Source organism: Bacillus sp. FSL K6-0972, from assembly GCF_037976035.1.
GTDB classification, from domain to species: Bacteria; Bacillota; Bacilli; order Bacillales; family Bacillaceae; genus Bacillus; species Bacillus haynesii.
This window is the reverse complement of record NZ_CP150260.1, coordinates 2193176-2216638: the sequence shown is the minus strand read 5'-3', so window position 1 is coordinate 2216638 and position 23463 is coordinate 2193176. Positions and strand designations below refer to the sequence as shown.

The 23463-nt window shown below is 43.3% G+C and carries 22 protein-coding genes, 1 tRNA gene and 2 pseudogenes; 17 read left to right on the top strand and 8 right to left on the bottom strand.

Features of this window, described 5'->3' with window-relative positions:
- Window positions 1-487 precede the first annotated feature (487 nt).
- Window positions 488-1633 (bottom strand): serine hydrolase, encoded by a 1146-nt coding sequence (locus MKX80_RS11040; RefSeq protein WP_182070538.1) that lies wholly within the window; start codon window positions 1631-1633, stop codon window positions 488-490.
- A 468-nt stretch (window positions 1634-2101) separates the two neighbouring features.
- Window positions 2102-2242: pseudogene (locus tag MKX80_RS11035) on the bottom strand (hypothetical protein); the annotation flags it as partial.
- 148 nt (window positions 2243-2390) lie between these two features.
- Between MKX80_RS11035 and fdhF the strand changes: the two are divergent.
- From fdhF to MKX80_RS11015, 4 genes and pseudogenes are all read left to right on the top strand, one after another.
- Window positions 2391-5348: a formate dehydrogenase subunit alpha gene (gene fdhF / locus MKX80_RS11030; protein WP_339226766.1), complete on the top strand. Its 2958-nt coding sequence runs from the start codon at window positions 2391-2393 to the stop codon at window positions 5346-5348.
- Complete coding sequence (locus MKX80_RS11025; RefSeq protein WP_154999770.1) at window positions 5341-5901, top strand: DUF1641 domain-containing protein; 561 nt, start codon at window positions 5341-5343, stop codon at window positions 5899-5901. The genes fdhF and MKX80_RS11025 overlap by 8 nt, the downstream gene beginning before the upstream one ends.
- A gap of 220 nt (window positions 5902-6121) precedes the next feature.
- A pseudogene (locus tag MKX80_RS11020) lies at window positions 6122-6327 on the top strand (DUF4352 domain-containing protein); the annotation flags it as partial.
- 73 nt (window positions 6328-6400) lie between these two features.
- Complete coding sequence (locus tag MKX80_RS11015; RefSeq protein WP_268343380.1) at window positions 6401-6757, top strand: MmcQ/YjbR family DNA-binding protein; 357 nt, start codon at window positions 6401-6403, stop codon at window positions 6755-6757.
- A 243-nt stretch (window positions 6758-7000) separates the two neighbouring features.
- On the opposite strand, the gene MKX80_RS11010 is transcribed toward MKX80_RS11015, so the two are convergent.
- The 3 genes from MKX80_RS11010 to MKX80_RS11000 form a co-directional block, all read right to left on the bottom strand.
- A tRNA-Arg gene (locus MKX80_RS11010) sits at window positions 7001-7074 on the bottom strand.
- Window positions 7075-7198: 124 nt separating this feature from the next.
- Window positions 7199-7372, bottom strand: a complete 174-nt coding sequence (locus tag MKX80_RS11005; protein WP_011198037.1) for a YjfB family protein — start codon at window positions 7370-7372, stop codon at window positions 7199-7201.
- A 244-nt stretch (window positions 7373-7616) separates the two neighbouring features.
- Window positions 7617-7751, bottom strand: a complete 135-nt coding sequence (locus MKX80_RS11000) for a hypothetical protein (RefSeq protein ID WP_255204346.1) — start codon at window positions 7749-7751, stop codon at window positions 7617-7619.
- A gap of 101 nt (window positions 7752-7852) precedes the next feature.
- Here MKX80_RS11000 and MKX80_RS10995 point away from each other — a divergent pair, with 101 nt between their 5' ends.
- The 4 genes from MKX80_RS10995 (at window position 7853) to MKX80_RS10980 (ending at window position 13125) form a co-directional block, all read left to right on the top strand.
- The gene (locus MKX80_RS10995; protein WP_154999772.1) at window positions 7853-8371 is read left to right on the top strand and encodes a hypothetical protein; all 519 of its coding nucleotides are present in this window, start codon (window positions 7853-7855) and stop codon (window positions 8369-8371) included.
- Window positions 8372-8557: 186 nt separating this feature from the next.
- Window positions 8558-10339 (top strand): DNA helicase RecQ, encoded by a 1782-nt coding sequence (gene recQ, locus MKX80_RS10990; RefSeq protein WP_268343115.1) that lies wholly within the window; start codon window positions 8558-8560, stop codon window positions 10337-10339.
- 236 nt (window positions 10340-10575) lie between these two features.
- Window positions 10576-11376, top strand: coding sequence for a 3D domain-containing protein (locus tag MKX80_RS10985; RefSeq protein ID WP_154999774.1), 801 nt, complete (start codon window positions 10576-10578; stop codon window positions 11374-11376).
- Between the two features lie 159 nt (window positions 11377-11535).
- Entirely contained in the window at window positions 11536-13125 is a 1590-nt protein-coding gene (locus MKX80_RS10980; protein ID WP_154999775.1) for a solute:sodium symporter family transporter, read from the top strand.
- A 75-nt stretch (window positions 13126-13200) separates the two neighbouring features.
- Here the strand turns inward: MKX80_RS10980 and MKX80_RS10975 are convergent, their stop codons facing one another.
- On the bottom strand, window positions 13201-13710 hold the full coding sequence (locus tag MKX80_RS10975; RefSeq protein WP_268343117.1) for a hypothetical protein: 510 nt from the start codon (window positions 13708-13710) through the stop codon (window positions 13201-13203).
- Window positions 13711-13940: 230 nt separating this feature from the next.
- On the opposite strand from MKX80_RS10975, the gene MKX80_RS10970 reads away from it, so the two are divergent.
- The 6 genes from MKX80_RS10970 (at window position 13941) to MKX80_RS10945 (ending at window position 19418) form a co-directional block, all read left to right on the top strand.
- Window positions 13941-14921, top strand: a complete 981-nt coding sequence (locus tag MKX80_RS10970; RefSeq protein WP_154999777.1) for a hypothetical protein — start codon at window positions 13941-13943, stop codon at window positions 14919-14921.
- 152 nt (window positions 14922-15073) lie between these two features.
- Window positions 15074-15607 carry a DUF420 domain-containing protein gene (locus MKX80_RS10965; RefSeq protein ID WP_154999778.1) on the top strand — a complete coding sequence of 178 codons (534 nt, stop codon included), beginning with the start codon at window positions 15074-15076 and terminating at the stop codon, window positions 15605-15607.
- A gap of 169 nt (window positions 15608-15776) precedes the next feature.
- Window positions 15777-16982, top strand: a complete 1206-nt coding sequence (locus tag MKX80_RS10960; RefSeq protein WP_154999779.1) for a glycosyltransferase family 4 protein — start codon at window positions 15777-15779, stop codon at window positions 16980-16982.
- Between the two features lie 13 nt (window positions 16983-16995).
- On the top strand, window positions 16996-17553 hold the full coding sequence (locus tag MKX80_RS10955) for a hypothetical protein (RefSeq protein ID WP_268311254.1): 558 nt from the start codon (window positions 16996-16998) through the stop codon (window positions 17551-17553).
- 192 nt (window positions 17554-17745) lie between these two features.
- The gene (locus tag MKX80_RS10950; protein ID WP_234111867.1) at window positions 17746-18393 is read left to right on the top strand and encodes a DUF1796 family putative cysteine peptidase; all 648 of its coding nucleotides are present in this window, start codon (window positions 17746-17748) and stop codon (window positions 18391-18393) included.
- Between the two features lie 38 nt (window positions 18394-18431).
- Entirely contained in the window at window positions 18432-19418 is a 987-nt protein-coding gene (locus tag MKX80_RS10945) for a polysaccharide biosynthesis protein (protein ID WP_154999782.1), read from the top strand.
- Window positions 19419-19550: 132 nt separating this feature from the next.
- On the opposite strand, the gene MKX80_RS10940 is transcribed toward MKX80_RS10945, so the two are convergent.
- Window positions 19551-20201: a lysozyme family protein gene (locus tag MKX80_RS10940; RefSeq protein WP_234111866.1), complete on the bottom strand. Its 651-nt coding sequence runs from the start codon at window positions 20199-20201 to the stop codon at window positions 19551-19553.
- A gap of 88 nt (window positions 20202-20289) precedes the next feature.
- A complete protein-coding gene (locus MKX80_RS10935; protein WP_268342758.1) occupies window positions 20290-21627 on the bottom strand; it encodes an APC family permease in 1338 nt (445 codons plus the stop codon).
- 152 nt (window positions 21628-21779) lie between these two features.
- Between MKX80_RS10935 and MKX80_RS10930 the strand changes: the two genes are divergently transcribed.
- From MKX80_RS10930 to czrA, 3 genes are all read left to right on the top strand, one after another.
- Complete coding sequence (locus tag MKX80_RS10930; RefSeq protein WP_234111865.1) at window positions 21780-22031, top strand: YnfE family protein; 252 nt, start codon at window positions 21780-21782, stop codon at window positions 22029-22031.
- Between the two features lie 156 nt (window positions 22032-22187).
- Window positions 22188-23012, top strand: coding sequence for a hypothetical protein (locus MKX80_RS10925; protein WP_268339812.1), 825 nt, complete (start codon window positions 22188-22190; stop codon window positions 23010-23012).
- 84 nt (window positions 23013-23096) lie between these two features.
- Window positions 23097-23429 carry a Zn(II)-responsive metalloregulatory transcriptional repressor CzrA gene (gene czrA / locus MKX80_RS10920; RefSeq protein ID WP_003182557.1) on the top strand — a complete coding sequence of 111 codons (333 nt, stop codon included), beginning with the start codon at window positions 23097-23099 and terminating at the stop codon, window positions 23427-23429.
- The last annotated feature ends 34 nt before the right edge of the window (window positions 23430-23463 follow it).

Here is a 23463-nt window from a genome sequence, read left to right as displayed (position 1 = left end):
CGCCGGCCGATTTCAAAGTCAAAAAAGAAGCATGAGTTCTCGTCGCATAAGCCTTGAATGAGCTGTCAAAAAAGGTGACATTACCGGGTATTCAATGGCCGCGACCGCTGAAAAAAAGAGAAGCCTTTTTCCTTCTGCCAATGAAGAAAAAAGGCTTTTTAATTTACTGAAAAACTTCTTTTTTTAAGCAAAGTACAAAACACCAGTAGAAAAAGACGGTCGTAAGATTTCTGTGTCTAATTTAAATCAAAATACAACGGCTCATGCAGCTCTCGTCTGGCAGAAGCCAATGAGAGGAATATGAATTGAAAAGATTGAGAATTTGCTTAATAACAAATTGAACCCGATCGAGACTTATTGAAAAAGAATCAGAATCGACGCCAGACGAGTCACAGGAGATATAATTATTGATTTCGAGAAACCAAGAATTGAAATTATATTTTGGCCAAATACGGCAGCGCGAGCGCGGTATTCCAATGGGGGATAGTCATGAAAGTGAACCAGGCAAATCTAAATTAGATAATTCTTTTTTGATATGGGCGCGGAAATTAGAGTCTTTTAGAAATTTCAACAGGAACCCATTCAAATTTCGAGAAAGTTTTGCTTTCTCGAATGCAGTTAAATCATCTGCAAAAAATGCAATTTCTGTATGGTTTCGATCTTTATCTGTCGCATATATTGCAATTGTAAGAATAAACGCAGTAGATCCTCCCTTTTGTCCCGCATGAACAAGCCATTCACGATTGTTTTGATTTCTCATTATTTGTTCCATAACAGGATCGAGATATTGATATACATCTGCACTAAAATATACTTTGCTGTTTAGTTTTTTCATAATGGATACATAGTCTCTAGTCGTTGATCGAGGCAAACGGTCGGACCAAATTTTTTGAAAATCCTTGTCCAAAGCTTTTCTTAATTGTTTTTTTTCTTGATCAGTTAGTGGCTGGCTCAGCCATCTATTATGAATTTCAACCGCTTTATTACGGTATTCATGCATGTCCATGTTTTTCATTACTTCTAGGACTTCTTTTTTCGATAAGTTCTTTTCATTCATCAGTTGGGCAGGTATATAGAGTGCACTTACAATGGGATACATAGGCTCATGCTTCAACATATCTAAGCTCTTTGGGACTTGATTGATGTTTTGAAGCCCCAACACCTCAATTAAGTATTCAGTATTTGCATTAGAACTGTAAGCAATCATCCCGTTGACTACCTCACATAATGGAACACGATCTATCTCTGTGCCTTTTTTCAATTGAGTAATCCAAGCCCTATGTGCACCGCCGTCTGTTTTCGGAATATAGAAATTCTCTAATTCCTTTAACCTTACTTCTTTTTGCGGATCGACTTTTCCTGCTGCTGCTTGTTGAGCATATTCAATGGCTAAGATGATTTTTACAGTACTTGCCAGAGGGAGTTGCTCGTTTACGTTAACATCAATCCAATTCTCATCATTGTGCTTTATGGATAATGAGACATTTCCGCTACCTGATTTTGCTTTAACAAACTGTACAATATACTCAGGATTTAACTTTTTTATTTCCCTCCGAAACATGAGAATACCGATTGCTATTACTAAACCAAGAGAAATTATTATACCGGCGATAATCCATAGTGCAATCTTCAATTTAACACTCCCTATAATGTTCAAATTACTATAGATACGAATTAAATAATGTTAGGTTTCAATTTCCTTCAGACCAGCTCTTATGATACACAGTCCAGAAACCTCTTCTCAGGATTTCTGAGCTTGATTACTTTGATACTTGAGCCGGAATCATAAGACCAGCGCTTTTAAGCAAGAGCAAACGTCATTTCTGCCTTTTTGATAATCTCCAGGTTTCTCATCGTAATCTTCCTTTTAAAATAAGCCGTCCCAAAAGGGGTTTAGAAGGGCTCACCAGGCATTATGATAAAAGAGCCGCCCCCTCCCGGATAATCGATATGAAACTGGGGCAAGAAAAGCTCATCAAAAACAGGAAGATCTTGCGAGCTGGCAATTGTAATGAAAAAGTGCTGGATGCCGGTAGCACATTTGTAAAAAAATCAGAGGAAGTATCAAATGGGTGTCAATGATTTTACCGGAACACGCGGTGGCTGATTGGTTTGTGTTTTCAGAGAGCGAGGTTGTTTGAGTTACGGCGTTTGCCGGTGTTGAAAAGGACGCCGCCCCAAAGCAGGAAAGAGAGCCTGTCAGTGCTGCTGCCGCGGTTAGAACAGACATTGTTTTTTTCATGCTGAACCCTCCATTTTCATCTACCCTCTCGTTTCCCGGTGATGATGCAATACAACATGTGAGTGCGCTTTGTATGTTTTATTGATCCCTTGTAAGGGAAGAGAAATGGGTAATTCGGTATATACACAAGCAAGAAAGGGGAATGGAGATGGCTGAACAGAAAAAAATCACAATAAACGGCGTTGAAATGGAAGCGTCTGAGGAACAGACGGTGCTGCAGCTTTTGAATAACAGTTCAATTGAAGTGCCGCAAGTTTGCTATCATCCAAGCTTAGGGCCGATTGAAACATGCGATACGTGCATCGTCAGCATCAATGGCGAGCTGAAGAGGTCGTGCTCCGCTGAATTAAAGGATGGCGACGTCATTGATACGCTTTCGTCTGATGTGAAAAAAGCGCAGGTCATCGGGATGGACAAGATTTTATATAATCATGAGCTTTATTGTACAGTATGCGATTACAACAACGGGGGATGCGAAATACATAATACGGTGAAAGAAATGAAAGTCAATCACCAAAGCATCCCGTTTGACCAGAAGCCTTACCATAAGGATGAATCTCATCCGTTTTACCGGTATGATCCAGATCAATGTATTTTGTGCGGCCGTTGTGTCGAAGCGTGCCAGGACGTTCAGGTGACTGAAACGCTGACCATTGACTGGGAGCGAAAACGCCCGCGCGTCATTTGGGATAATGATGTGCCGATCAATGAGTCATCTTGTGTATCATGCGGCCACTGTTCTACCGTCTGTCCATGTAACGCGATGATGGAAAAAGGAATGGAGGGGGAAGCCGGATATTTAACAGGCATCAATAACGAAACACTGCGTCCGATGATTGAGATCACGAAAGGTGTAGAGACAGGTTACGGCTCGATTCTCGCCATTTCTGATATGGAATCCGCCATGCGTGATGAGCGAATCAAAAAAACGAAAACCGTCTGCACCTATTGCGGCGTCGGCTGCAGCTTTGATGTCTGGACAAAGGGCAGAGACATTCTGAAAGTTGAGCCGCAGGAGGAAGCACCGGCCAACGGCATTTCTACTTGTGTAAAAGGAAAGTTCGGCTGGGATTTCGTCAATAGCGAGGAGCGCTTGACAAAGCCGCTGATCCGCGAAGGAGACCATTTCCGTGAAGCGGAATGGGAGGAGGCGTTAACGCTGATCGCCAGCAAGTTCACGGATTTAAAAGAGGAGTTTGGCCCGGATTCACTTGCCTTTATTACATCTTCTAAATGTACAAACGAAGAATCCTACCTCATGCAAAAGCTGGCGAGAGGGATCATTGGCACAAATAATGTCGACAACTGTTCGCGCTATTGCCAATCTCCTGCAACTGCCGGCCTGTTCCGGACAGTCGGCTATGGCGGTGACTCAGGGTCGATTACAGATATCGCGGAAGCGGACCTTGTGTTGATTATCGGTTCGAACACTTCTGAGTCGCATCCGGTCTTGTCCACTCGCATTAAACGGGCTCATAAGCTGAGAGGGCAGAAAGTGATCGTAGCGGATATCAGAAAACACGAAATGGCAGAGCGCTCTGATTTATTTGTCCAGCCGCGTGCCGGATCAGATATCGTCTGGCTGAATGCGATCGCCAAATATTTAATTGAAAACGGCAAGGCCGATGAACGCTTTTTGCAGGAAAGAGTGAACGGACGGGACGAATATGTGAAAAGCCTCACGCCGTATACCCTTGAATATGCCGAGGAGAAAACCGGAATTGATCAAGAAACCCTCATCCAAATGGCAGAGATGATTGGTCAGGCTGACAGTGTATGCGCATTGTGGGCAATGGGGGTGACACAGCATATTGGCGGAAGTGACACGAGCACAGCAATTTCTAATCTGCTGCTTGTGACAGGAAACTACGGAAAACCGGGAGCAGGCTCTTACCCATTGCGCGGCCATAACAACGTGCAGGGAGCAAGTGACTTCGGAAGCATGCCTGACAGAATGCCGGGGTATGAAAAAGTGACGGACGAACAAGTCCGCCAAAAATACGAGCGGGCGTGGGGTGTGCCGCTGCCGAAGGAGCCGGGCATGACCAACCACGAAATGATCGAAAAAATCCATTCCGGCCAGCTGAAAGCGATGTATGTAAAAGGCGAAGAAATGGGTCTGGTCGATTCCAATATCAATCATGTACACGCCGCATATGAAAAGCTTGATTTCTTTGTGGTGCAGGATATTTTCCTTTCACGTACAGCCGAGTTTGCTGATGTTGTTCTTCCTGCGAGCCCGAGCCTTGAAAAAGAGGGAACCTTTACAAACACAGAACGCCGGATTCAGCGGCTATATCAGGTGTTTGAACCGCTGGGTGAATCAAAGCCGGACTGGCAGATTATTATGGAGGTTGCCAATAAGCTCGGTGCTGACTGGCACTATGAGCACCCTGGGGACATTATGGAGGAAGCAGCCATGCTGTCGCCGATTTATGCCGGCGTCACCTATGAGCGCCTTGAAGGCTACAACTCCCTGCAATGGCCTGTAAGCGCTGATGGAAAGGATTCGCCTTTACTTTTTACTGAGCGCTTCCTATTCCCAGACGGCAAAGCCATTCTCTATCCTGTTCAGTGGACAGAACCTGAAGAGTTCGGTGAGGAATATGATATACACGTCAACAATGGGCGGCTTTTGGAGCATTTCCACGAAGGGAACCTGACCTACAAATCAAAAGGCATTTCGAAGAAAACACCGGAAGTGTTCTTAGAAATTTCTCCTGAACTCGCGGCAGAAAGAGGGATTCAGGACGGAACCCTTGTCAGACTCACATCGCCTTTCGGAAATGTCAAAGTGAAGTGCTTGATCACTGATCGTGTCAAAGGGAAGGAAGTGTATCTGCCAATGAACGATTCAGGGGCAGCAGCGATCAACCTGTTAACAGGCAGCCATGCTGATAAGGATACCGATACGCCTGCATACAAAGAAACATCAGCCAAGATGGAAATTTTGAAGCACGACGGAAGCAATCCGCTGCCTAAGATCAATCACCGCAACGGCAATCCGCAGCCGCAAATCGGTGTGCAGGTACAAAAGAAATGGGCGCGGAAGGATTATATTTTCCCTGGCGACGCTGTGAAAAGGGGGATTGGGCATAATGGCTAAAGCGATTAAACGAATTCAGAAAATCGAGATAACCGAAGAGGATCAGAGAAAGCGTGATATGAAAGAAATAGAAGATGCATTAGTCGAAAATAAGGAAGCCATTCTTGAAACGCTGCATATGATTGGCCACATGAACGAGCGTGGTGTTTTGCCATTGCTCCGCGGCCTTTTTGGCCAAGGAGATAAAGTTCTTGACATCTTAGTGAAAAAGGCAGATACAGAGGAAACGGCCAATACACTGAAAAATCTGCTTCTTCTGTTCGGTACGCTTGGCATGCTGGATGTAAAGAAGCTGGAACCTCTCATTTTGAAAGTGAATGCGGGTGTGGCAAACGCGGTGGAACAGAAGGACAGCGAAGAGAAAACAGGTTATTTTGATATCATTCGTTCGCTCAAAGACCCGGAAATCAACAAAGCAGTTACACTGCTTTTCTCCTTTTTAAAAGGAATGGGACAAGATACAAAGGAGCTGGAACGCACGACTCAGCCTCCAGAGCATCAAAAACATCATCAGGAACCCCGAGAGAAAAGGGGAATGAATAAGAGGGATTGACCACCCGCCCGAGCCGGCTGCTGCCAGCTCGGGTTTTTTGGTGAAAAGGTTTAATGAACTATTTAAAAATGTTCAAATACTAGGAAGAAGTAAGTTTGTGATGAATGAGATAGAAATAATCGTTGCTTTCTTACCTGTTAAGAAAAGGGGAAATATAAAAATCGATTACTTTAGATGGGGGAACAGCCTTGAAAAAAGTCTTATTCTATTGTTTGTCTTGATGATCGGGTTTGCGCATTCTGCGTGCAGCCAATCGAGTGATGCGTCAGAAAAGGAAAAACCGAAAGAGAAAAAATCGCAAGAAGAGCTTGAAAAGGAACTTGGTTAGGAATTGAAAGAAGGTAATGTACCGAAGGCTAAGATGGATGATAAAATACATAAAATAGAGAAACATTTACAGGAGGACATACGAATTTAACAGTGAATTAAATTCACCATTGTTCCATCTGGATCGGCAAATGCCGAAAATCTATTTAAGTTGTTGGAGGAATGATTCAGTATGTTAACAAGAGAAGATATCTTTAAGCACGTCAAAGAAAAATTCGGGACATCGCCAGATTACCCATTTCAAAAATATCCAAACTATGCCGCTTTAAGACATGAATCTAACGAAAAATGGTTTGGTCTTGTAATGAATGTTTTTCCAGAAAAGTTAGGATTAGATGGAAATGACGAAATAGATATTCTGAATTTAAAATGCCCTCCCGAAATAAGTGGCAGTTTAAGAAATGGAAAGAGTATTTTACCTGGATATCATATGGATAAGGAAAATTGGATATCACTTGTTTTAGAACGTATAGATTCAGAAGAAGAAGTTTATAACTTAATTGAGCAAAGCTTTAATTTAACCAAGTAAATCGTGAAATTATCTTTCGCAAAAGTAACCAGAAAATGTTCAAACTTTTTTATAAAACCGAAACTTAAATTCGTTGGATAAGAATCCGTTTTGATTAATCTTTTTTTCAAAACGGGTTCTTTCTATAATATGTGGGTTCCAATGATGTTTTTGATCAACTTTATTTTAAAGGAACAACAACACGGAAATTAACAAAAGAGGCAAACCCTTACGTACCAAGGGTTTGCCTCTTTACATTTAAAACGTCCCAGGAGAGATTCGAACTCCCGACACACAGCTTAGGAGGCTGTTGCTCTATCCACCTGAGCTACTGGGACACAGAACAATATTATAGTACAAAAACCTGAAAAAATAAAGAGGTTGCAGCGGTTTTTTCGAAAATTTCTTCGGGAAAACATACATCCGGCAGACTTCGCAGCCTGCTGAATGTATGTTTCGGCCTTAACCTTTCAGGTCAATATGATGTCCTGAAACGGGATGTGGGGCCTGCACCATGTCTACGAGCTGCTGTGCGCTTTGTTCGGCGGTGTCCAAAGCCGTCTTTGTCAGCGACATTTGCACGTTTTGATAAAGAGCGGCCTGACTCATGGCCATTGATAAAACAGCAATATCCAACATAACCACCTCCTTAACATGTGTATCGGTTAGAGAGGTGAGGACTTTACTCATATTTACTAATCTGACTATTCAATTTAATATAGTTGTAAACCGATCCAGCGGCATCTTAAACCACATAAAAAAGAAGCCGTCTCTCAATACGGCCAATGATCGGTTCCTTGTTTGTCTCCGAATAAGGAAGATAGGTTGTTTTTCAGTTCGTTTGTATCTTCTGTGATTTCTCCACTTCCTGAGCATTTGTCTAATGTTTTTTGTTGATTTCATTCTCAAAGAGGCTGATGATTCTATCATTCTGCTTGACAAGCGTTCGCAACATGGCAACGATGTTTCCTGCAAATCCGATCAATATGATCATCAGTATGATGATGATCCACATGGTAAACCACACCCCTTAATGCACAAAATTTTCCTTTCGATTCAACATTACCACCTGGTCTTTCACAAAACAACTTTCCTTTTGAAACGGAGGCTGATTTTATGGATTGGCTTGAATTTGTTTCTGCGATGGTTCAATCATTGGCATGGCCAGCTACCTTGATGATTTGCGTTTTGCTGCTAAAGGAGCCTTTGTCCGAACGGATGAAGGAATTGATCAAACTGAAATACAAGGATTTTGAATTGGAGTTTGACAAAAGGCTTCAGGAACTCGTCTCCGTACGGGAAAAAAGGTTATCGGGACTAACATCTGTACGGTCAGCATCGGCAGGGGAAAACATGATCGAAAGCGCTTGGTCTGATGTTCACAATGTTCTGCGGGAAACAGCCTCAACATTTGATCAAGATGCGATCCGCCTTGAAGGCGATGAGTTGATTCAAATGCTGCATGACCGCGGAGTTATAAAAGATGACGCGGCATCTGTGCTATCAGAGCTTTCCGCTCTGCGCCGGGATGCATCGGACGGAGCGAGCATTACCGGAGCCTTGGCATACAAAACGCTTTGCCTGGAGGAAGCGAAGCGCTTGCGGTTATTAGCTGAACAACAGACCGGGATTTAATGAACGGCGAACCTATTCATTTGATACTCTGACGCTTTACATCAGCGCCGGAGTTTTTTGCATTTGAGCTAAAAATGAATTTTCTTTATCGATTAGACGATTTTACGGGGAGAGACTGATTGCCGGTTGAAATATGATATCATGGGGGACAGGAAGAAGTTTATGATAAGAGAGGGTTTCATTTATATGCTAGAGAAAGCTGAAGCATTATTGCAGCACTATTATGGCTATCCTTCACTGCGTCCGGGGCAGAAGAAAGCCATTCAATCGGTCGTTTCTGAAAAACGAGATACAGCTTGCATTATGCCGACGGGCGGAGGCAAATCAATCTGCTACCAAATTCCCGCGCTCCTTATGGAGGGGACAACCATTGTGATCTCTCCTTTAATTTCCTTGATGAAGGACCAGGTGGATGCTTTAAATCAGCTTGGAATTCAAGCTGCGTACGTGAACAGTTCTTTAGGCCATGGCGAAATCGCTGAGCGGCTTTCCGTTTTAAAGGAAGGCGGCTACAAGCTGTTTTATGTCACACCTGAGCGGCTGACGTCTCCCGAATTTATTCGCGTGATTTCCCACCTTCATATCCCGCTGGCAGCGATTGATGAAGCTCATTGCATTTCACAGTGGGGCCACGATTTCAGGCCGAGCTACAGACATATTGAAGGCTTTTTAAATAGCCTCGGCACCCGTCCGGTCGTATTGGCTTTGACGGCTACCGCAACGCCCGAGGTTCATGAGGATATTTGCACACAGCTCGGGATCGAAAAAGAGAACACGGTTTTCACCGGTTTTTCACGGGATAATTTGACGTTTAAAATTTTAAAAGGCGAAAACAAGGATCGTTTTATTGAATCATATGTGGAGAAAAACCGCTCAGAGGCGGGAATTATCTATACAGCGACAAGAAAGGAAGCCGAAAGAATATCAAGCCGCCTCTCTCAAAAAGGAATAGCGGCCGGGTGCTATCACGGCGGGATGAATGATGAAGAAAGGGACCGGCAGCAGGATCTCTTTTTAAATGACGAGATCAGTGTGATGACAGCGACCTCAGCGTTCGGAATGGGCATCGATAAATCCAATATCCGTTATGTGATTCATGCTCAACTTCCAAAGAACATGGAGAGCTACTATCAGGAGGCAGGACGAGCCGGACGCGACGGTCTTGACAGCGAGTGCATCCTGCTATTTTCTCCTCAGGACATCCGGCTTCAGCGGTTTTTAATCGAACAGTCGACAGAAGATGAAGACATTCGGGCACAAGACGTGAAAAAGCTGAGGCAAATGGTTGACTTTTGCCATACTGAGGGCTGTCTTGAACGGTTTATTCTTTCTTATTTTGGCGAAGTTCCGACTGAAGACTGCGGCAGGTGCGGCAGCTGTCTCGACACCCGCAGCATCAACGATGTGACGAAGGAAGCACAGATGGTACTGTCCTGCATCATCCGCATGGGAGAAAGATTCGGGAAAACCATGGTGGCGCAAGTTTTGGCAGGTTCGAAAAATAAGAAAGTGGTCGAAAACGGCTTCCAGCAATTATCGACTTACGGAATTTTAAAGAACCGGTCTATTGCCGACATCAGCGATTTTATAGAGTTTTTAATCGCAGATGAGTACATCCAGATGTCCGACGGAACATATCCTGTTCTTTTTGTCGCCAACAAGGGGCGAAACGTTTTGCTCGGCCGGGAAGCGGTGATGCGCAAAGAAAAAATGCAAACAAATCAAATCGTTAAAGATGACGAATTGTTTGAACGGTTAAGGGTGCTGCGCAGAAAGCTTGCCCAGGAACAAGGCGTGCCTCCTTTTGTTGTATTCTCTGACGAAACGCTGCGGGAAATGAGCGGGAAAGTCCCTCTGACAGACGAAGAACTATTGTCAGTCAAAGGAGTGGGAGAACAAAAAAGAGTAAAATACGGAGCTGTATTTCTACAGGAGCTTCAAGCCTATAAAACTGAGAAAGAAGCATAAAAACCCAAAATCATCATATGTAAAAAAAATTTTTAGTAAATCTCCTATTGCAGTAAGAAAAAGATTGAAACCCTTGATACATCTGAATTTCGGCCGATTTTCGGGCGGCTGAAAATCGTTCTCGTAAAATAACTGTAATCAAAAACAAATTGTTTTGTTATTGATTTGACATTTTCATATGTTACGATTGCTCCTGTTAGCCGGACAATAAAAAGCTAACAAGGGAGGATTTACTTATGAAGAAGACGTTTATGTCCTTTGTTGCAGTTGCAGCATTATCTTCAACTGCATTCGGAGCGAGTGCCTCTGCAAAAGAAGTAACAGTCCAAAAAGGTGACACCCTTTGGGGAATCTCGCAAAAACAAGGGGTAAATCTGCAGGACTTAAAAGAATGGAATCAGCTTTCCTCAGACTTGATTATTCCAGGACAAAAGCTGAACGTTTCTGAAAAACAGACAGAAGAAAAGAAACAATATACCATTAAAAAGGGAGACACTCTCTGGAAAATCGCCCAACAATTCGGCGTTTCCGTGAACGACCTTAAAAATTGGAACAACATAAAATCAGATATCATTTACCCGAATACATCCATAACTGTTGACGGACAGGCGACGGTTCAAGCTGCTGCTGCGCAGCCTGCAGAAACAAAGCCTGCCGTACAGAAAGAAGCAAAAGTTGAGCAAGCTGCGCCTGCACCTAAGCAGGAAAAAGAAACGGCTTCCCGTTCAAACGATTCTCAAAGCGCTGCCAAAGAACTGACGGTTACCGCGACGGCATACACTGCCAATGACGGTGGAATGACAGGCGTGACAGCTACGGGTTTTGATCTGAACGCCAATAAAAACGCCAAGATTATTGCGGTTGATCCAAACGTGATCCCGCTTGGATCCAAGGTGTATGTTGAAGGCTACGGAGAAGCGACTGCTGCCGACACCGGCGGTGCGATCAAAGGGAACAAAATCGACGTGTTTGTTCCGAGCAAATCCGCAGCAAAAAACTGGGGCGTTAAAACGGTTAAAGTAAAAGTTTTAAAATAATAGGTTTACCATTGATGGACACTGACCATGGAAGATGATCAGTGTCTTTTTTCTGTTTTCTGCATCTTTTTTTCTATTTTGATGTTTTTTTAGATCGGCAAATGGGTAGTTCAATAGATAAATACATATCAGCTGATCTAAAAAGGAGATGTAGAAGTATTGCTTTGGATTATCATGACATTTTTATTGATTAATGCAGGGATTTTTATTTTTTCTTATCTGAGGACAAAAGATATTAATTTGAAAACGTCAGACGGTTATTTTCTCGGCGGGCGCAGCCTCACTGCTCTCTATATCGGAAGTTCGCTGCTTTTAACCAATTTGTCGACGGAACAAATGGTTGGGTTAAACGGACAAAGTTATTCGGGAACGATGAGTGCCATGGCTTGGGAAGTTACAGCACCGCTTGCGCTCATTATGCTGGCATTTGTCTTTTTACCGAGGTATCTCAGTTCCGGAGTCACGACAATACCCGACTTTCTTGAAAAGCGCTATGATCAAAGAACGCGGCAAATCGTCTCGATCCTTCTGCTTCTGGGATATGCGACCTCGTTTCTGCCAACCGTTTTGTACTCCGGGGCGCTCGTTCTCGATCAAGTGTTCAACATTTCATCTGCGCTCGGAATCAATACGTTTACGACTGTTTTTTTAATCTCGCTTGTGATCGGGGCCGCAAGCTGCTGCTACATATTTTTCGGGGGACTCAAAGCTGCGGCCTCGGCTGATGCCATTTATGGCGTCGGTTTAATTGTTGGCGGTCTGTTCATCTTTGTGCTCGGAATCATGGCAATAGGCGATGGCAGCCTCTTGAACGGCTATACGGAGCTGACGAGTGTACATAAGGAAAAGCTGAATGCCATTACAGCGGACAACGCCGCAGAAGTCCCGTGGCCGACGATTTTTACGGGACTGCTTGTGAACAACTTATTTTATTGGGCTGTTAATCAGTCGATCGTTCAGCGGGCGCTCGGGGCCAAAAACTTGGCTGAAGGGCAGAAAGGCGCATTGCTGGCCGGTGTATTTAAAACGATCGGTGTGTTTTATCTCGTTCTTCCCGGCGTTATTGCTTATCATCTTTACGGAGGCCATATTCAAAACGCTGACACCGTTTATCCTAAGCTGATCGTTGATTTGCTGCCGACTGCACTTATCGGCGTCTTTGCCGCGATTTTATTCGGAGCGATTCTCAGCTCATTTAACGGTTCGTTGAACAGCACGATCACCTTGTTTACATTGGATTTGTACAAACCGCTCTTCAAGCCTGAGGCAAAAGAGGAAGAGCTTGTGAAAACGGGAAGGGTCTTTGTGGTGATCCTGGCCGCGGTATCGATTATCATCGCACCTTTTATTCTGTTTGCACCGTCTGGCCTTTACAATTATCTGCAGGAAATGTTCGGATTTTTCAATGTCCCTGTATTGGCTGCCGTCGTCGTTGGATTCTTTACAAAAAAAGTGCCGGCGCTTGCCGTGAAATGGGCGATATTTGCACACATTGTGTTGTATACCATCTCAAAATTCTATTTCGGCCATATTCATTTTCTCTATATATTGGCCGTTCTGTTTCCGTTTTCCGTCCTCTTGATGCTTTTCATCGGAAAATTAAAGCCAAGGCGGTCGGAATTCAAGCTTGAGAAAAATGCAAAAGTTGATTTGCAGCCATGGAAGTATGCCAAACTTGCTTCTGTTCTTGTAATTTGCCTGATGGCCTGCATTTATCTGTTATTTTCGCCTTGGGGTCTTGCCAAATAAAAAAGGCAGGGGATGTGCATTCATCCTCTGCCTTAATATGTTTTGTCCTTTTGCGTTATTTGCCTCTATTTTACCTTAAAGATCCTGCCACTGAATTTCGCCGGATTTTGAACTGGGATCGATCGTTACTTCAAAATGGTGCTTTTCATAAAAATGGATCAGCCGGTCCACATGGTCCCAATCCCTTTCAGCGATGTCCCCAGTGATGACCGGAATGTTATGCTCGCGGGCTTTTTCTTTTAAATACTTCATACAGATTGAACCATACCCGTAGCCTGCCGGTCCTTTAATATCCCCGATATGGATCGCGCGTTTTTCTTCTGTGTAGGAAGCGACAAGAGAAAAATCACACCTCCCGCGGTACGGCGACTGGCAATCGCTTAACATGATCTTGCATGTCCGGCCATCATCAATCGAATGGACAATCATCCATTCATCGTCTTTCGATTGATCAATACCGAGCACTCGCGAATCTTTGGAGATACCCTTCATATTTTCACGCATCCGAAACAGTTGAAATTGCAGGTCGTTCAATTCCTTCTGCAAGCCGGAGCTGTCTTTTTGCAGTTCTTCATCCGTTATCATATAACTTGCTCCTTTCTATTAAAACATACAGTTTTCGATTATAGTAAAAAGAACGGCAATTTGCAAATGGGTTGCTAGAATTAAATTTTAATGTAATTTTAAACAAATTTTTCACATTCTCCGATTTTTTTGTGATAGAATTCTTATGACTTCTGGTACATTTACCTAGGATACGAGACAATTGATCCTCTTAAATCCCAGAAAAATCATGACAAAAGGAGCGTACGATTTTGAAGAAAAGAATTTTTTCTCTATTGATGCTGATGTCAGCTTTTGTTCTTGTATTAGCTGCATGTCAGCAGGCTGATCCAAAAGGATCTTACGCAGCAGCTTATAAAAAGCTGATTTCTGCGAAATCATACGAATTTTCAAGTGATATCGGCTTGAAAGTTGACGCATCCAACCTTGGAGCGGAAGATAAGCAAGTCGCTGATATGCTGAACGATGCAACATTAACGATCAGCGGAAAAACAAATGCTGAAACGAAGCAGTCTGAGGCTGTCATTAAAGCGAAGCTGAAAGTCCAAAACATGTCGCTTGATTTCGATATCCCGGTTTATATGGACGAAAAGAAACAAGTCGGCTACATCAAAATTGACAGCGTTCTCGACAGCTTCGGCTTGTTCCTTGGAACAGCCGGCATGAATTTTGACAGCGTCAAAGGCAAATACCTAGAATTCCCGCTTGAAGATGACAAAACTTCATCTCAAGACACGGATGAACTTCAAAAACAATTGATGGAATCCATCAAAGAAGCTGCGGACAATCTGCCTGCAGATAAGTTTGAAAAAGCTGATCTGACGGATAAAGAAAAAGAGCAGGGTGCTTCTCAAAAAGTCGCTTTCAGCTTTAGTGACAAAGAAATTAAAGCTGCGGTCGTCAAGTTCATCGAAATCGCCGGAAAAGCGAGCGGAGAAGCTGTTCCGAAGAGCGAGCTGAACAAGATTAAAGACGGACTGAAAGACGTTACATTCAAAAAATTTGATGTGACATCGACAATTGATGATAAAGAAAATCTTCTGACTGAAAATGCGGATATCTCTTTGTCTGTTGACAGCAAAAAAGCCCCTCAATCTTTCGGCATCACGGCATCTACGACTTACAAAAATATCGATGGTGACGTAAAGTTTGAGCATAAACCGAATAAAGAAGATATCGTAACTGAAGAAGAATTCGAAAAATTAATGGCTCAAGATGCTATGAATTTCTAAGGCATCCGCCTGTGTTCCCTTCCTCGTTTAAGAGGAGGGGAATTTTTGTATATTCTGTGACTAAATTCTGACGAAAAGCCGAAAACGTTGACATTCCTCCTGAATTTGAATACGATTTTGATAGCTTGCACAAATAGGAGAGATTGCCCGATATGACTCATAAACAAAAAAATAAAAACTACACAGGCATTGTGGTTGCTCTGACGATTATGATAAACGGCGTCATTGCCCTCTTGTTTTTCATGCCGAAAAGCGACAAATTCGCTCATTTGGATTTGACTTTTCTGCCGCTTTTGAACGCTGTCTGCAACAGCTTCACATTCATTTTTCTAGTGGCTGCACTGATCATGATTAAACAGAAAAACATTAAAGCGCACAAACGGTTTATTTTTGCCGCTTTTACGACAACGTTCATCTTTCTCGTTTCATACTTAACTTATCATTCCTTGATGCCTGACACTCATTTTGGCGGGGAAGGGATCATAAGACCAATCTACTTTTTTATTTTGATCACACACATTGTCTTGTCGGCATTAATCGTTCCCTTGGCACTGTTTACGCTGTTCAGAGGCCTGAGCATGCAGGTGGAACGCCACCGCAAAATCGCCCGCTGGACGATGCCGCTTTGGCTGTATGTCAGCCTGACAGGTGTTCTCGTCTATATGATGATTTCCCCATACTATTAAAAGCCGGAGAATCCGGCTTTTTTTTGTTCCCGCAACATTCTTCTCTTTTAAAAGCGATTTTCCTCTGGTACAAAAATATATCCTGAAATAGATGATCGTCTACACAAGATATGGAAATAGGAATATAAATAATTAGAGCTTTTTATAGAAATGAAAAAGGGAGATGGATATGAAAATTTTGCTTGCCACTTATTGGAATATACCCCATGTAGGTGGTGTATGGACATATATGGAGCAATTAAAAGAAAAGCTGGAGTCCTTAGGACATGAAGTGGATTTGCTCGGATATGGAGAAGAGAGCAGTATCGTTCATATCGTAGATGAAAACCGCAGCGTCAAAAAAGATGAGCTGCTTCCATTAGTTAAAGCGATGATGAGCGAAGAGAAGTATCCGGAAATATACGCAAATCAATTGGTCAGCTATACTGAGCTTCAGCGTTATGTCTATGAGCTGGGCGCTGCCTATTTGGGACTTGACAAATATGATCTAATTCATGCGCAGGATATCATTTCAAGTACATGTATCAAGCGTGTTATGCCTAAAGATCAATTGCTTGTCACGTCGCTTCACGGCAGTGTCGCATATGAAATCAGAGATCAGCTCAACACCATCCACAGATCGTCGACTTCCTATGTTGCAAAGGCATATTTTGACCACCTAGAAACAATAGGTGCGATGTCTGGCGATACGGCGATTGTTGCAAACAACTGGCTTAAAGATATTTTGACAGAAGAATTTGAAGTGCCGGAAGAAAAAATCCTTGTTTCTCAGTACGGCTATGATATTGACGGATTTCTGGGACGGATGAACACAAAGGCAGCTGATATGCCTTTAACAGATAAGAAAGTGATCCTTTTTACCGGAAGAATGATTGAAAATAAAGGTATACATCACTTAATTGAATCACTAGCTCTATTAAAAAACCGTCGAGACGATTGGGTATGCTGGCTGGCAGGAGAAGGGGAAAAGCTCGCTGGACTCAGAATTCAAAGCGAGCAGCAGGGGCTTGATGATAGCGTCGAATTTCTGAGAAATCGGAAAGATGTGCCTTACTTGTTATCCCTCGCTGATATATATGTTCTTCCAAGTCTTTTGGATAACCAGCCTTTATCTTTAATTGAAGCTCAAATTGCCGGGGTTCCTGCAATTGTCAGTGATGCGGGAGGTTTGCCGGAAATGGTAGAGCATGAAGTGACCGGCCTTATCGTGTCAAAGGGAGATGTGAATGCACTGGCAAATAGTTTAGAACGATTGCTGGAAGACGATGATTTTAGAAATCAATTGGGGAATAACGCCAGGGAGTTTGCTAGGAAGCATTGGGATATGGATGAAGCCGTCACTAGGGTCCTTGATATTTATCAAAATGAGAAATAAGGAGTGAAATTGAATGAAATCTTTAATTATTAATCACTTGTTTGAGGGTTTAAATAAAGAAATAGATGCTGAATGGTGGGCAAAATATGTGGATCTGCTGGTCGAATTCACCGAAGAGCGGAATAGTCAGACGCAAGATAGCTCAACGGCATCCTCAGAATCAGATACAGATGTGAGTGAATCAGTCGATGAGAGCCTTAAACCTTTAATAGCAGAGCTAAAAGATATTTTTGAAGATATGAATAGCAGCATTTTGGAGAATAATAATAAAGTTTTAAAAGATATTCTAGGGGCTGCAGCTCAAGGAATTGATCGCAATGTTTTAGAGGAAATCATCGAGTCAGTGCGTAAAGAAGTCAGAGTGTCTGATCCCGAAACGACAGAGTCTTTAGAAACGTTTAAAGAGTCGACTGACAATAATACGGTTACTAGCTCTACTGAAAGTTTGGAACGGTCAGTTGTAGAAACACTTACAGAATCACTGCCCGAAGACCACACAATCCCAAGCCCCGAAACTGTAAAGGTGCTTAAAGCAGTTCAAGAAAATCGTAATGAAAGTGAAAACAATTAAAAATAAAAAGCCTTCGCAATCCGAAGGCTTTTTATTTTTTTGTATTCTTATTATTTCAAATTGAAATTAAATGCAGTAGGTAGCTGTCTTTTACCTTTTTCCGTTACGAGGCATACAATACTATCAGCAGTATATCTTTTTCCTATTAATGAAGAACATAAAATAGGAGGGGAACGATGAGGTGTTAGATAGATGAATTTAAAAGACATTAAAGGTCAATATGATGCCGTCTTTAGTCTGGGACATCTTTGTTTAGCGGCCATTCAGCTGAGAAATAATGATTTAAGGCCGTTTGCAGGCCCTCTGGACTGGGTTACCACGAATTCTCTCTCAGATCTCAATCGGCTTCTTAGAAATCGCTTTACCGGCTTTATGGATTCTAAAAATATCAGAGTCATTGGCTATAATACAGGTGAAAAAAAAGAAGAGGGATCTACTATCTATGTTTCAGATGACTTTTATAACATTGGCTCTGTTCACGATTTTGACGCGGATCAAAATACGCTTGATCAATTGATCACTTATCCTGAAGTGATGGAGAAGTACAACAGAAGGATTAACCGCTTTCTGAAGAAAGTTTCAACAGGCAATCGCATCCTATTTGTCAGGACAGAAGGAGAAGGCAGCTTTGAAGAAGCACAGGAACTTGAACTTGTTTTGTCAGATTTGGTTCAGCATGACTTTAACGTACTTCTGGTGAGGCACTCGAAGGTGGATGGGATTGTAGAGAAAAATTGGCCATTAGAAAAGACTTGCACTGTTGAACTGCCGGACAAAGAGATATGGGAGTCAAACAATGATCTATGGGCATCGTTGTTTCAAGGAATCACTCTCGTTTAAACCGGATTTTTTTGGAGTTTACCAGAGGAGGAAAAGAAATGTTTGAAAATAAAACGATATTCATTACTGGAGGAACAGGCTCATGGGGCCAGGAACTCATACTTCAGCTGCTATCCTTAAACCCTAAAAAGCTCATTATATTTTCCAGAAATGAAGAAAGACAAGTTCAAATGAGAAGGCAGATTGAAGATCCGAGATTGACGTTTTTCATCGGGGATATCAGAGATCGGAAAGCGCTGAATACAGGATTAAAAGGTGTCGACTATGTCTTCCATTTAGCAGCGCTGAAGCATGTGCCGGTTTGTGAAGAACAGCCGCTCGAAGCATTAAAAACGAATGTCACGGGGACGGAAAACGTCATTGAAGCAGCGATCGAAAACGGCGTAAAAAAAGTCATCAACGTCTCGACTGACAAAGCGGCTGACCCTGCCAACTTCTACGGAATGACGAAAGCGATCGGCGAGAAGCTGATCGTATACGCAAACCATCTGTATTCAGACACGGGTTTTATTTGTGTAAGGGGAGGAAATGTGCTCGGAAGCAGCGGAAGCGTTCTTCAGCTTTTTAAAGACCAGATCAGGGAAAAGAACCAGGTCGCCATCACAGACAAAAGAATGACCCGTTTCTTCCTCACGAAGGAAAAAACGATCCAGCTTTTATTAAAAGCGGCTGAAAGCGGTCAAGGCGGGGAAATTTTCATTATGAATTCGCCGGCCTGCAGAATTTTAGACATGGCTGAAGTGCTGATCGAAGCTTACGGAAACGACAAAACGGCCATCGCAGAAACAGGGGCAAGGCCGGGGGAAAAGCTTCATGAACTGCTGATTTCACCTCATGAACGGCAGCATGCTGTTTCATTTACAGATGACCTCGCGGTGGTGCTTCCTGCAATCAAAATGCCTGAACTTCATAAAAAGTATGCGGGTTGTCAGCGTTTAGAAACAGATCACTTGAGCTCAAAAGACTTTTTAATCTCAAAAGAGGAAGTAAAAGAAATGCTGAAAGAAGGCGGTTTTTTGGAGTAGAAGGATTGACCAAAGCGTTAAGAGGAATACGCGAACTGATGACAAGCATGGCATGCGGCTGCAGGCGATGCTTACGTTCGCTCCTCTAAAACAGGACAAGCCGGGCGAAAAATCACCCGGCCTGCCGTTTTGTCAATGTTCAAGTGTTAATCCTTCGATATGTTCTTCGACTTTTTTTGTGCGTTCCATTACTTTTTCCGAGTAAGAGTAATCCCCGTAGCAATAAGGGTAGCGGAAATTGTTTGTATCTCCGCCGCAATTATACAGGTCGGGGTTCTTTTTGACTTGTTCTTCGGAAAATGCCTTTGCCAGCTTCTCTGAGTGCTTTCCGCCGTGTTTTGAGACATAGTCGATATAACCCGATCCCATGTTATAGCTTTGGATGATCGTTTCAATATCGACACCTTTTTTCTGTCCCTTTTTATACATTGCTGTAAAATGGCGCACACCTTGCTTAATGCTTGCTTTTGGATCGTCAATCTCATTTCGCTTCATACCGAGAGATTCCGACGACTGCATCGGATCACCGCCTCTGCCTTTTGACTCTTGATACATCATGCCCAATAAAAGAGCGGTGTATTGTGAAAGACCCTGTTCATCGAGTTCTTCTTCAACAAGAGGCTTGTAATCTTTTAATCTTTCAAGAATATTAGATTCAGTGTCAAGAGGAAGCCATTTTAATTGTTCCAGACCGGAGATGGCAAAGAAAATGATCAAGGGAACAAACACAAAAAAAGACAAACAGCCAGCTCCGGCTAAACATCCTGATTTCTTTTTCTTCAATGGTTTCACCTCTGTAGCGCCCTGATGCAAAACAGTATACAGCCTCATTTATTATGACATATATCTTCAAGAAGACCAAGCGATATATCTATCTTGGATCGCGGTCAAAGCCGAATGTGACGTCAGGAAGAGAACGGATCCTGAACAAAAAGTATATAAAACCGGCGATCAGCCAGCCGGCTCCAATCATGAGCGCATTTTTGCTGATGCTAAGCAGCAGCCAGCCGCAGAAAGAGGCCCCCAAAAAGGGCAGAACCAAATAGCGAAGCGTTTTTAAAAATCCTCTTTCCTGTTTTCGAATGTAGTAATGGCCGATGACAGACAGGTGGACAAAAATAAATCCGATCAGCGCGCCGAAACTGATGAATGAATAGATGACCTCTAATTCCCCGATCATGGCCGTCAAAGAAATCAGCCCGATGAACATAATATTAAACACCGGCGTCTTTAAAGTTGGATGCACATAGCCGAAAAAGCGTTTCGGAAGAGAGCTGTCCCGCCCCATTGCATACAAAAGCCGCGAAGCGCTCGCATGCGAAGAGAGCGAGGATGAAATGACCGCGACCATCGTTCCGGCCAGAAAGAAGGACTTTAAAAAAGCGCCTCCTGTATATAGGGCTATTTCCAGCGATGCCGAATCTGCATGCCGGAAGTTATCATAGGACGGATAAATTTGCTGCATCAAATAAGAAATCACCGTAAACAGCGTTCCGCCGACCGCCACTGTTAAAAAGATTGCTAACGGAATATTTTTCTTCGGGTTGACCGTTTCTTCAGACATTGTGGAGATCGCATCAAAGCCAAGAAACGAAAAACACAAAATCGTCGCACCTGATACAATCAGGGAAGGTTCGATGTCAGAACGGAAAAACGGATCGGCTGAAATCAGCTCGCCCGTCCCGAGGCCGTCTGCCAGCCCGGCGATCATAAATCCGGCAAAAGTCAGGGCGACGATTACTTGAAAAGCGACGAACAGCCCTGTAATATTAGCGGTTAGTCTGATGCCTAAAATATTGACGACGGTAATGGATAAAGCGAGCAGAACGACCCAAAAACCATGCGGCACTTCAGGAAAAGCCGCCGTCAAATAAGCGCTCCCGATCGCAAAGTTGACCATCGGCAAAAATAAATAGTCCAGCATGATCGTCCAGCCGGCTAAAAATCCCGCATGCGGATGAATGCTTTCATATGCATATGTATAAACCGATCCCGCTTTTGGATAAGCCTTGACCATGCTGCCGTAGCTCAAAGCGGTCAAAAGGAGTGCGGCAACAGTGAATACGTATGCCGCCGGAACGTGCCCCTTTGTCAGTTGTGCGACCACTCCGTATGAATCAAATACGACGAGCGGGTCCATATATGCAAGGCCGATCACAACGAGCGGGCCGAGTGTAAGACTTCGTTTAAGCGCAGTTTCGTTTTTCAATGACTTCTAAATCTCCTTATGTAAAAAATACAGAAATTAAGACATATTTTATATGTTTTTTTGCGCTTGAGCAACCGTATAAAACCTCTTTTTTACGTATAAAAATAACAAATGTTGCAAACCCTTTGAAAAAAGGCAAGGAGTATGAAGACATGGATATATTGAGAGGCTATGTTGAAGCCGTCAAAAGAAATATGGAAACGATGAATGCATCTGATTATGATGGAAAAGAAGAGGATTTAAGAAGACAGCAGGAAGAGCTCGAACGCTATGAACAACGGTTAAAAGAGAAAAGCGCTTCGGCCGATCGCTTTGATCAGGTAGTCGATGCCGCTGTAGATTGTGCGGCCGGCGACATTTCATTTTCACAGCTTGAACATATGTATCAACAAAAAGGCAACTAGCGTCCGGATCACCGGACGCTTTTTTATTCGCGTTTCTGCACAAAAGTTGCCGGATACAGATCGGATAGCGCAAAGGTGCGTTCAGGAATAATAGACTGCGCGTTTTTAAGAAAAGAAGAAGATGGTAAAATATAGTTTGAAAGGGGAGGAACAACTTTGACTAACTATATTTGCACGACGTGCGGCGTTCAATATGACGCTGCTCCGAAAGAGCCGGCGGAATGCATCATTTGCGATGAAGAAAGACAGTATGTCAGTCTCTCAGGGCAAGCTTGGACAACGCTGGAAGAAATGAAGCAAAGCGGGAGGTTTCAAAACGAGATCACCTTTGAAGAAGAGCGCCTATACAGTTTGACGACAACGCCCACATTCGGCATCGGTCAATCGGCATACCTGATACAGGAGCCCGGCTTTAACTTGCTGTGGGATTGTATTACATACCTGGATCAGCATACGATTGAGAACATCGAGCGGCTGGGCGGAATCGAGGCGATTGCTTTATCACATCCGCATTATTATTCTGCACAGGTGGAATGGGCAGAAATGTTTGATGCTCCGATCTATATTCATGAAGATGACAAACAATGGGTGCAGCGGCCGAGCAGCCGGATTGTTTTTTGGTCCGGCGATTCCCTCAAGCTATCAAGCGGATTGACCTTGCACAGGCTCGGCGGCCATTTTAAAGGGGGAGCGGTCTGCCATTGGGCAAACGGAAACAAAGGCAAGGGAATCCTCCTTTCAGGAGACATTATCCAAGTCGTTCAAGATCGCAGGTGGGTGAGTTTTATGTACAGCTATCCGAATTTGATTCCTCTTCCCGCCGGCAAAGTGCAGCAAATGGCTGATCAAATAAAAAATGTTCCATTCAACAGGCTTTATAACGCTTTTCGTCGCTCAGTGGAAACAAGCGCCGGAGAGCGTGTGCAGCTGTCTGCCGCAAGGTATGTAGAAGCGCTTCAGGGGACGCTGTTTTCAACTTGATCCTTACCTGGTGATAAAACTTTTCAACCGGTATGTTTTGGTATATGATATGAAGGTAAAAGTCGCGCGGAAAAGGTGAAAAGCATGAGTGAGCACAATCAGGAAACAACAGAAAAACAGGTGCGGGCCGAGTTAGATGAAGAAACTTTATTTCTCGTTTCACAGACGTTTAAAGCGCTCTCAGACCCAACGAGAATCAAAATTCTTCATCTGCTCTCACAAGGCGAGCATTCGGTCAATGAAATAGCAGAGAAGCTGAGTCTTCTGCAGTCAACCGTTTCTCACCAGCTCAGGTTTTTAAAAAACCTTCGTCTCGTCAAATCAAGAAGGGCCGGGACTTCCATTTTTTATTCTCCTGAAGACCAGCATGTCCTCGATGTACTTCAGCAGATGATCGATCATACACAGCATGACTAAAGCTTATGAAAAGGCAAACTCCACTTCCCGAGTT

Excerpts from the sequence above, each read along its gene's own strand:
- fdhF (WP_339226766.1), top strand. The coding sequence starts at position 2,391 with ATGGCTGAACAGAAAAAAATCACAATAAACGGCGTTGAAATGGAAGCG.
- MKX80_RS11025 (WP_154999770.1), top strand. The coding sequence starts at position 5,341 with ATGGCTAAAGCGATTAAACGAATTCAGAAAATCGAGATAACCGAAGAG.
- MKX80_RS11015 (WP_268343380.1), top strand. The coding sequence starts at position 6,401 with ATGTTAACAAGAGAAGATATCTTTAAGCACGTCAAAGAAAAATTCGGG.
- MKX80_RS11000 (WP_255204346.1), bottom strand. The coding sequence starts at position 7,751 with ATGTGGATCATCATCATACTGATGATCATATTGATCGGATTTGCAGGA.
- MKX80_RS10995 (WP_154999772.1), top strand. The coding sequence starts at position 7,853 with ATGGATTGGCTTGAATTTGTTTCTGCGATGGTTCAATCATTGGCATGG.
- recQ (WP_268343115.1), top strand. The coding sequence starts at position 8,558 with ATGCTAGAGAAAGCTGAAGCATTATTGCAGCACTATTATGGCTATCCT.
- MKX80_RS10985 (WP_154999774.1), top strand. The coding sequence starts at position 10,576 with ATGAAGAAGACGTTTATGTCCTTTGTTGCAGTTGCAGCATTATCTTCA.
- MKX80_RS10975 (WP_268343117.1), bottom strand. The coding sequence starts at position 13,710 with ATGATAACGGATGAAGAACTGCAAAAAGACAGCTCCGGCTTGCAGAAG.
- MKX80_RS10965 (WP_154999778.1), top strand. The coding sequence starts at position 15,074 with ATGACTCATAAACAAAAAAATAAAAACTACACAGGCATTGTGGTTGCT.
- MKX80_RS10960 (WP_154999779.1), top strand. The coding sequence starts at position 15,777 with ATGAAAATTTTGCTTGCCACTTATTGGAATATACCCCATGTAGGTGGT.
- MKX80_RS10955 (WP_268311254.1), top strand. The coding sequence starts at position 16,996 with ATGAAATCTTTAATTATTAATCACTTGTTTGAGGGTTTAAATAAAGAA.
- MKX80_RS10950 (WP_234111867.1), top strand. The coding sequence starts at position 17,746 with ATGAATTTAAAAGACATTAAAGGTCAATATGATGCCGTCTTTAGTCTG.
- MKX80_RS10945 (WP_154999782.1), top strand. The coding sequence starts at position 18,432 with ATGTTTGAAAATAAAACGATATTCATTACTGGAGGAACAGGCTCATGG.
- MKX80_RS10930 (WP_234111865.1), top strand. The coding sequence starts at position 21,780 with ATGGATATATTGAGAGGCTATGTTGAAGCCGTCAAAAGAAATATGGAA.
- czrA (WP_003182557.1), top strand. The coding sequence starts at position 23,097 with ATGAGTGAGCACAATCAGGAAACAACAGAAAAACAGGTGCGGGCCGAG.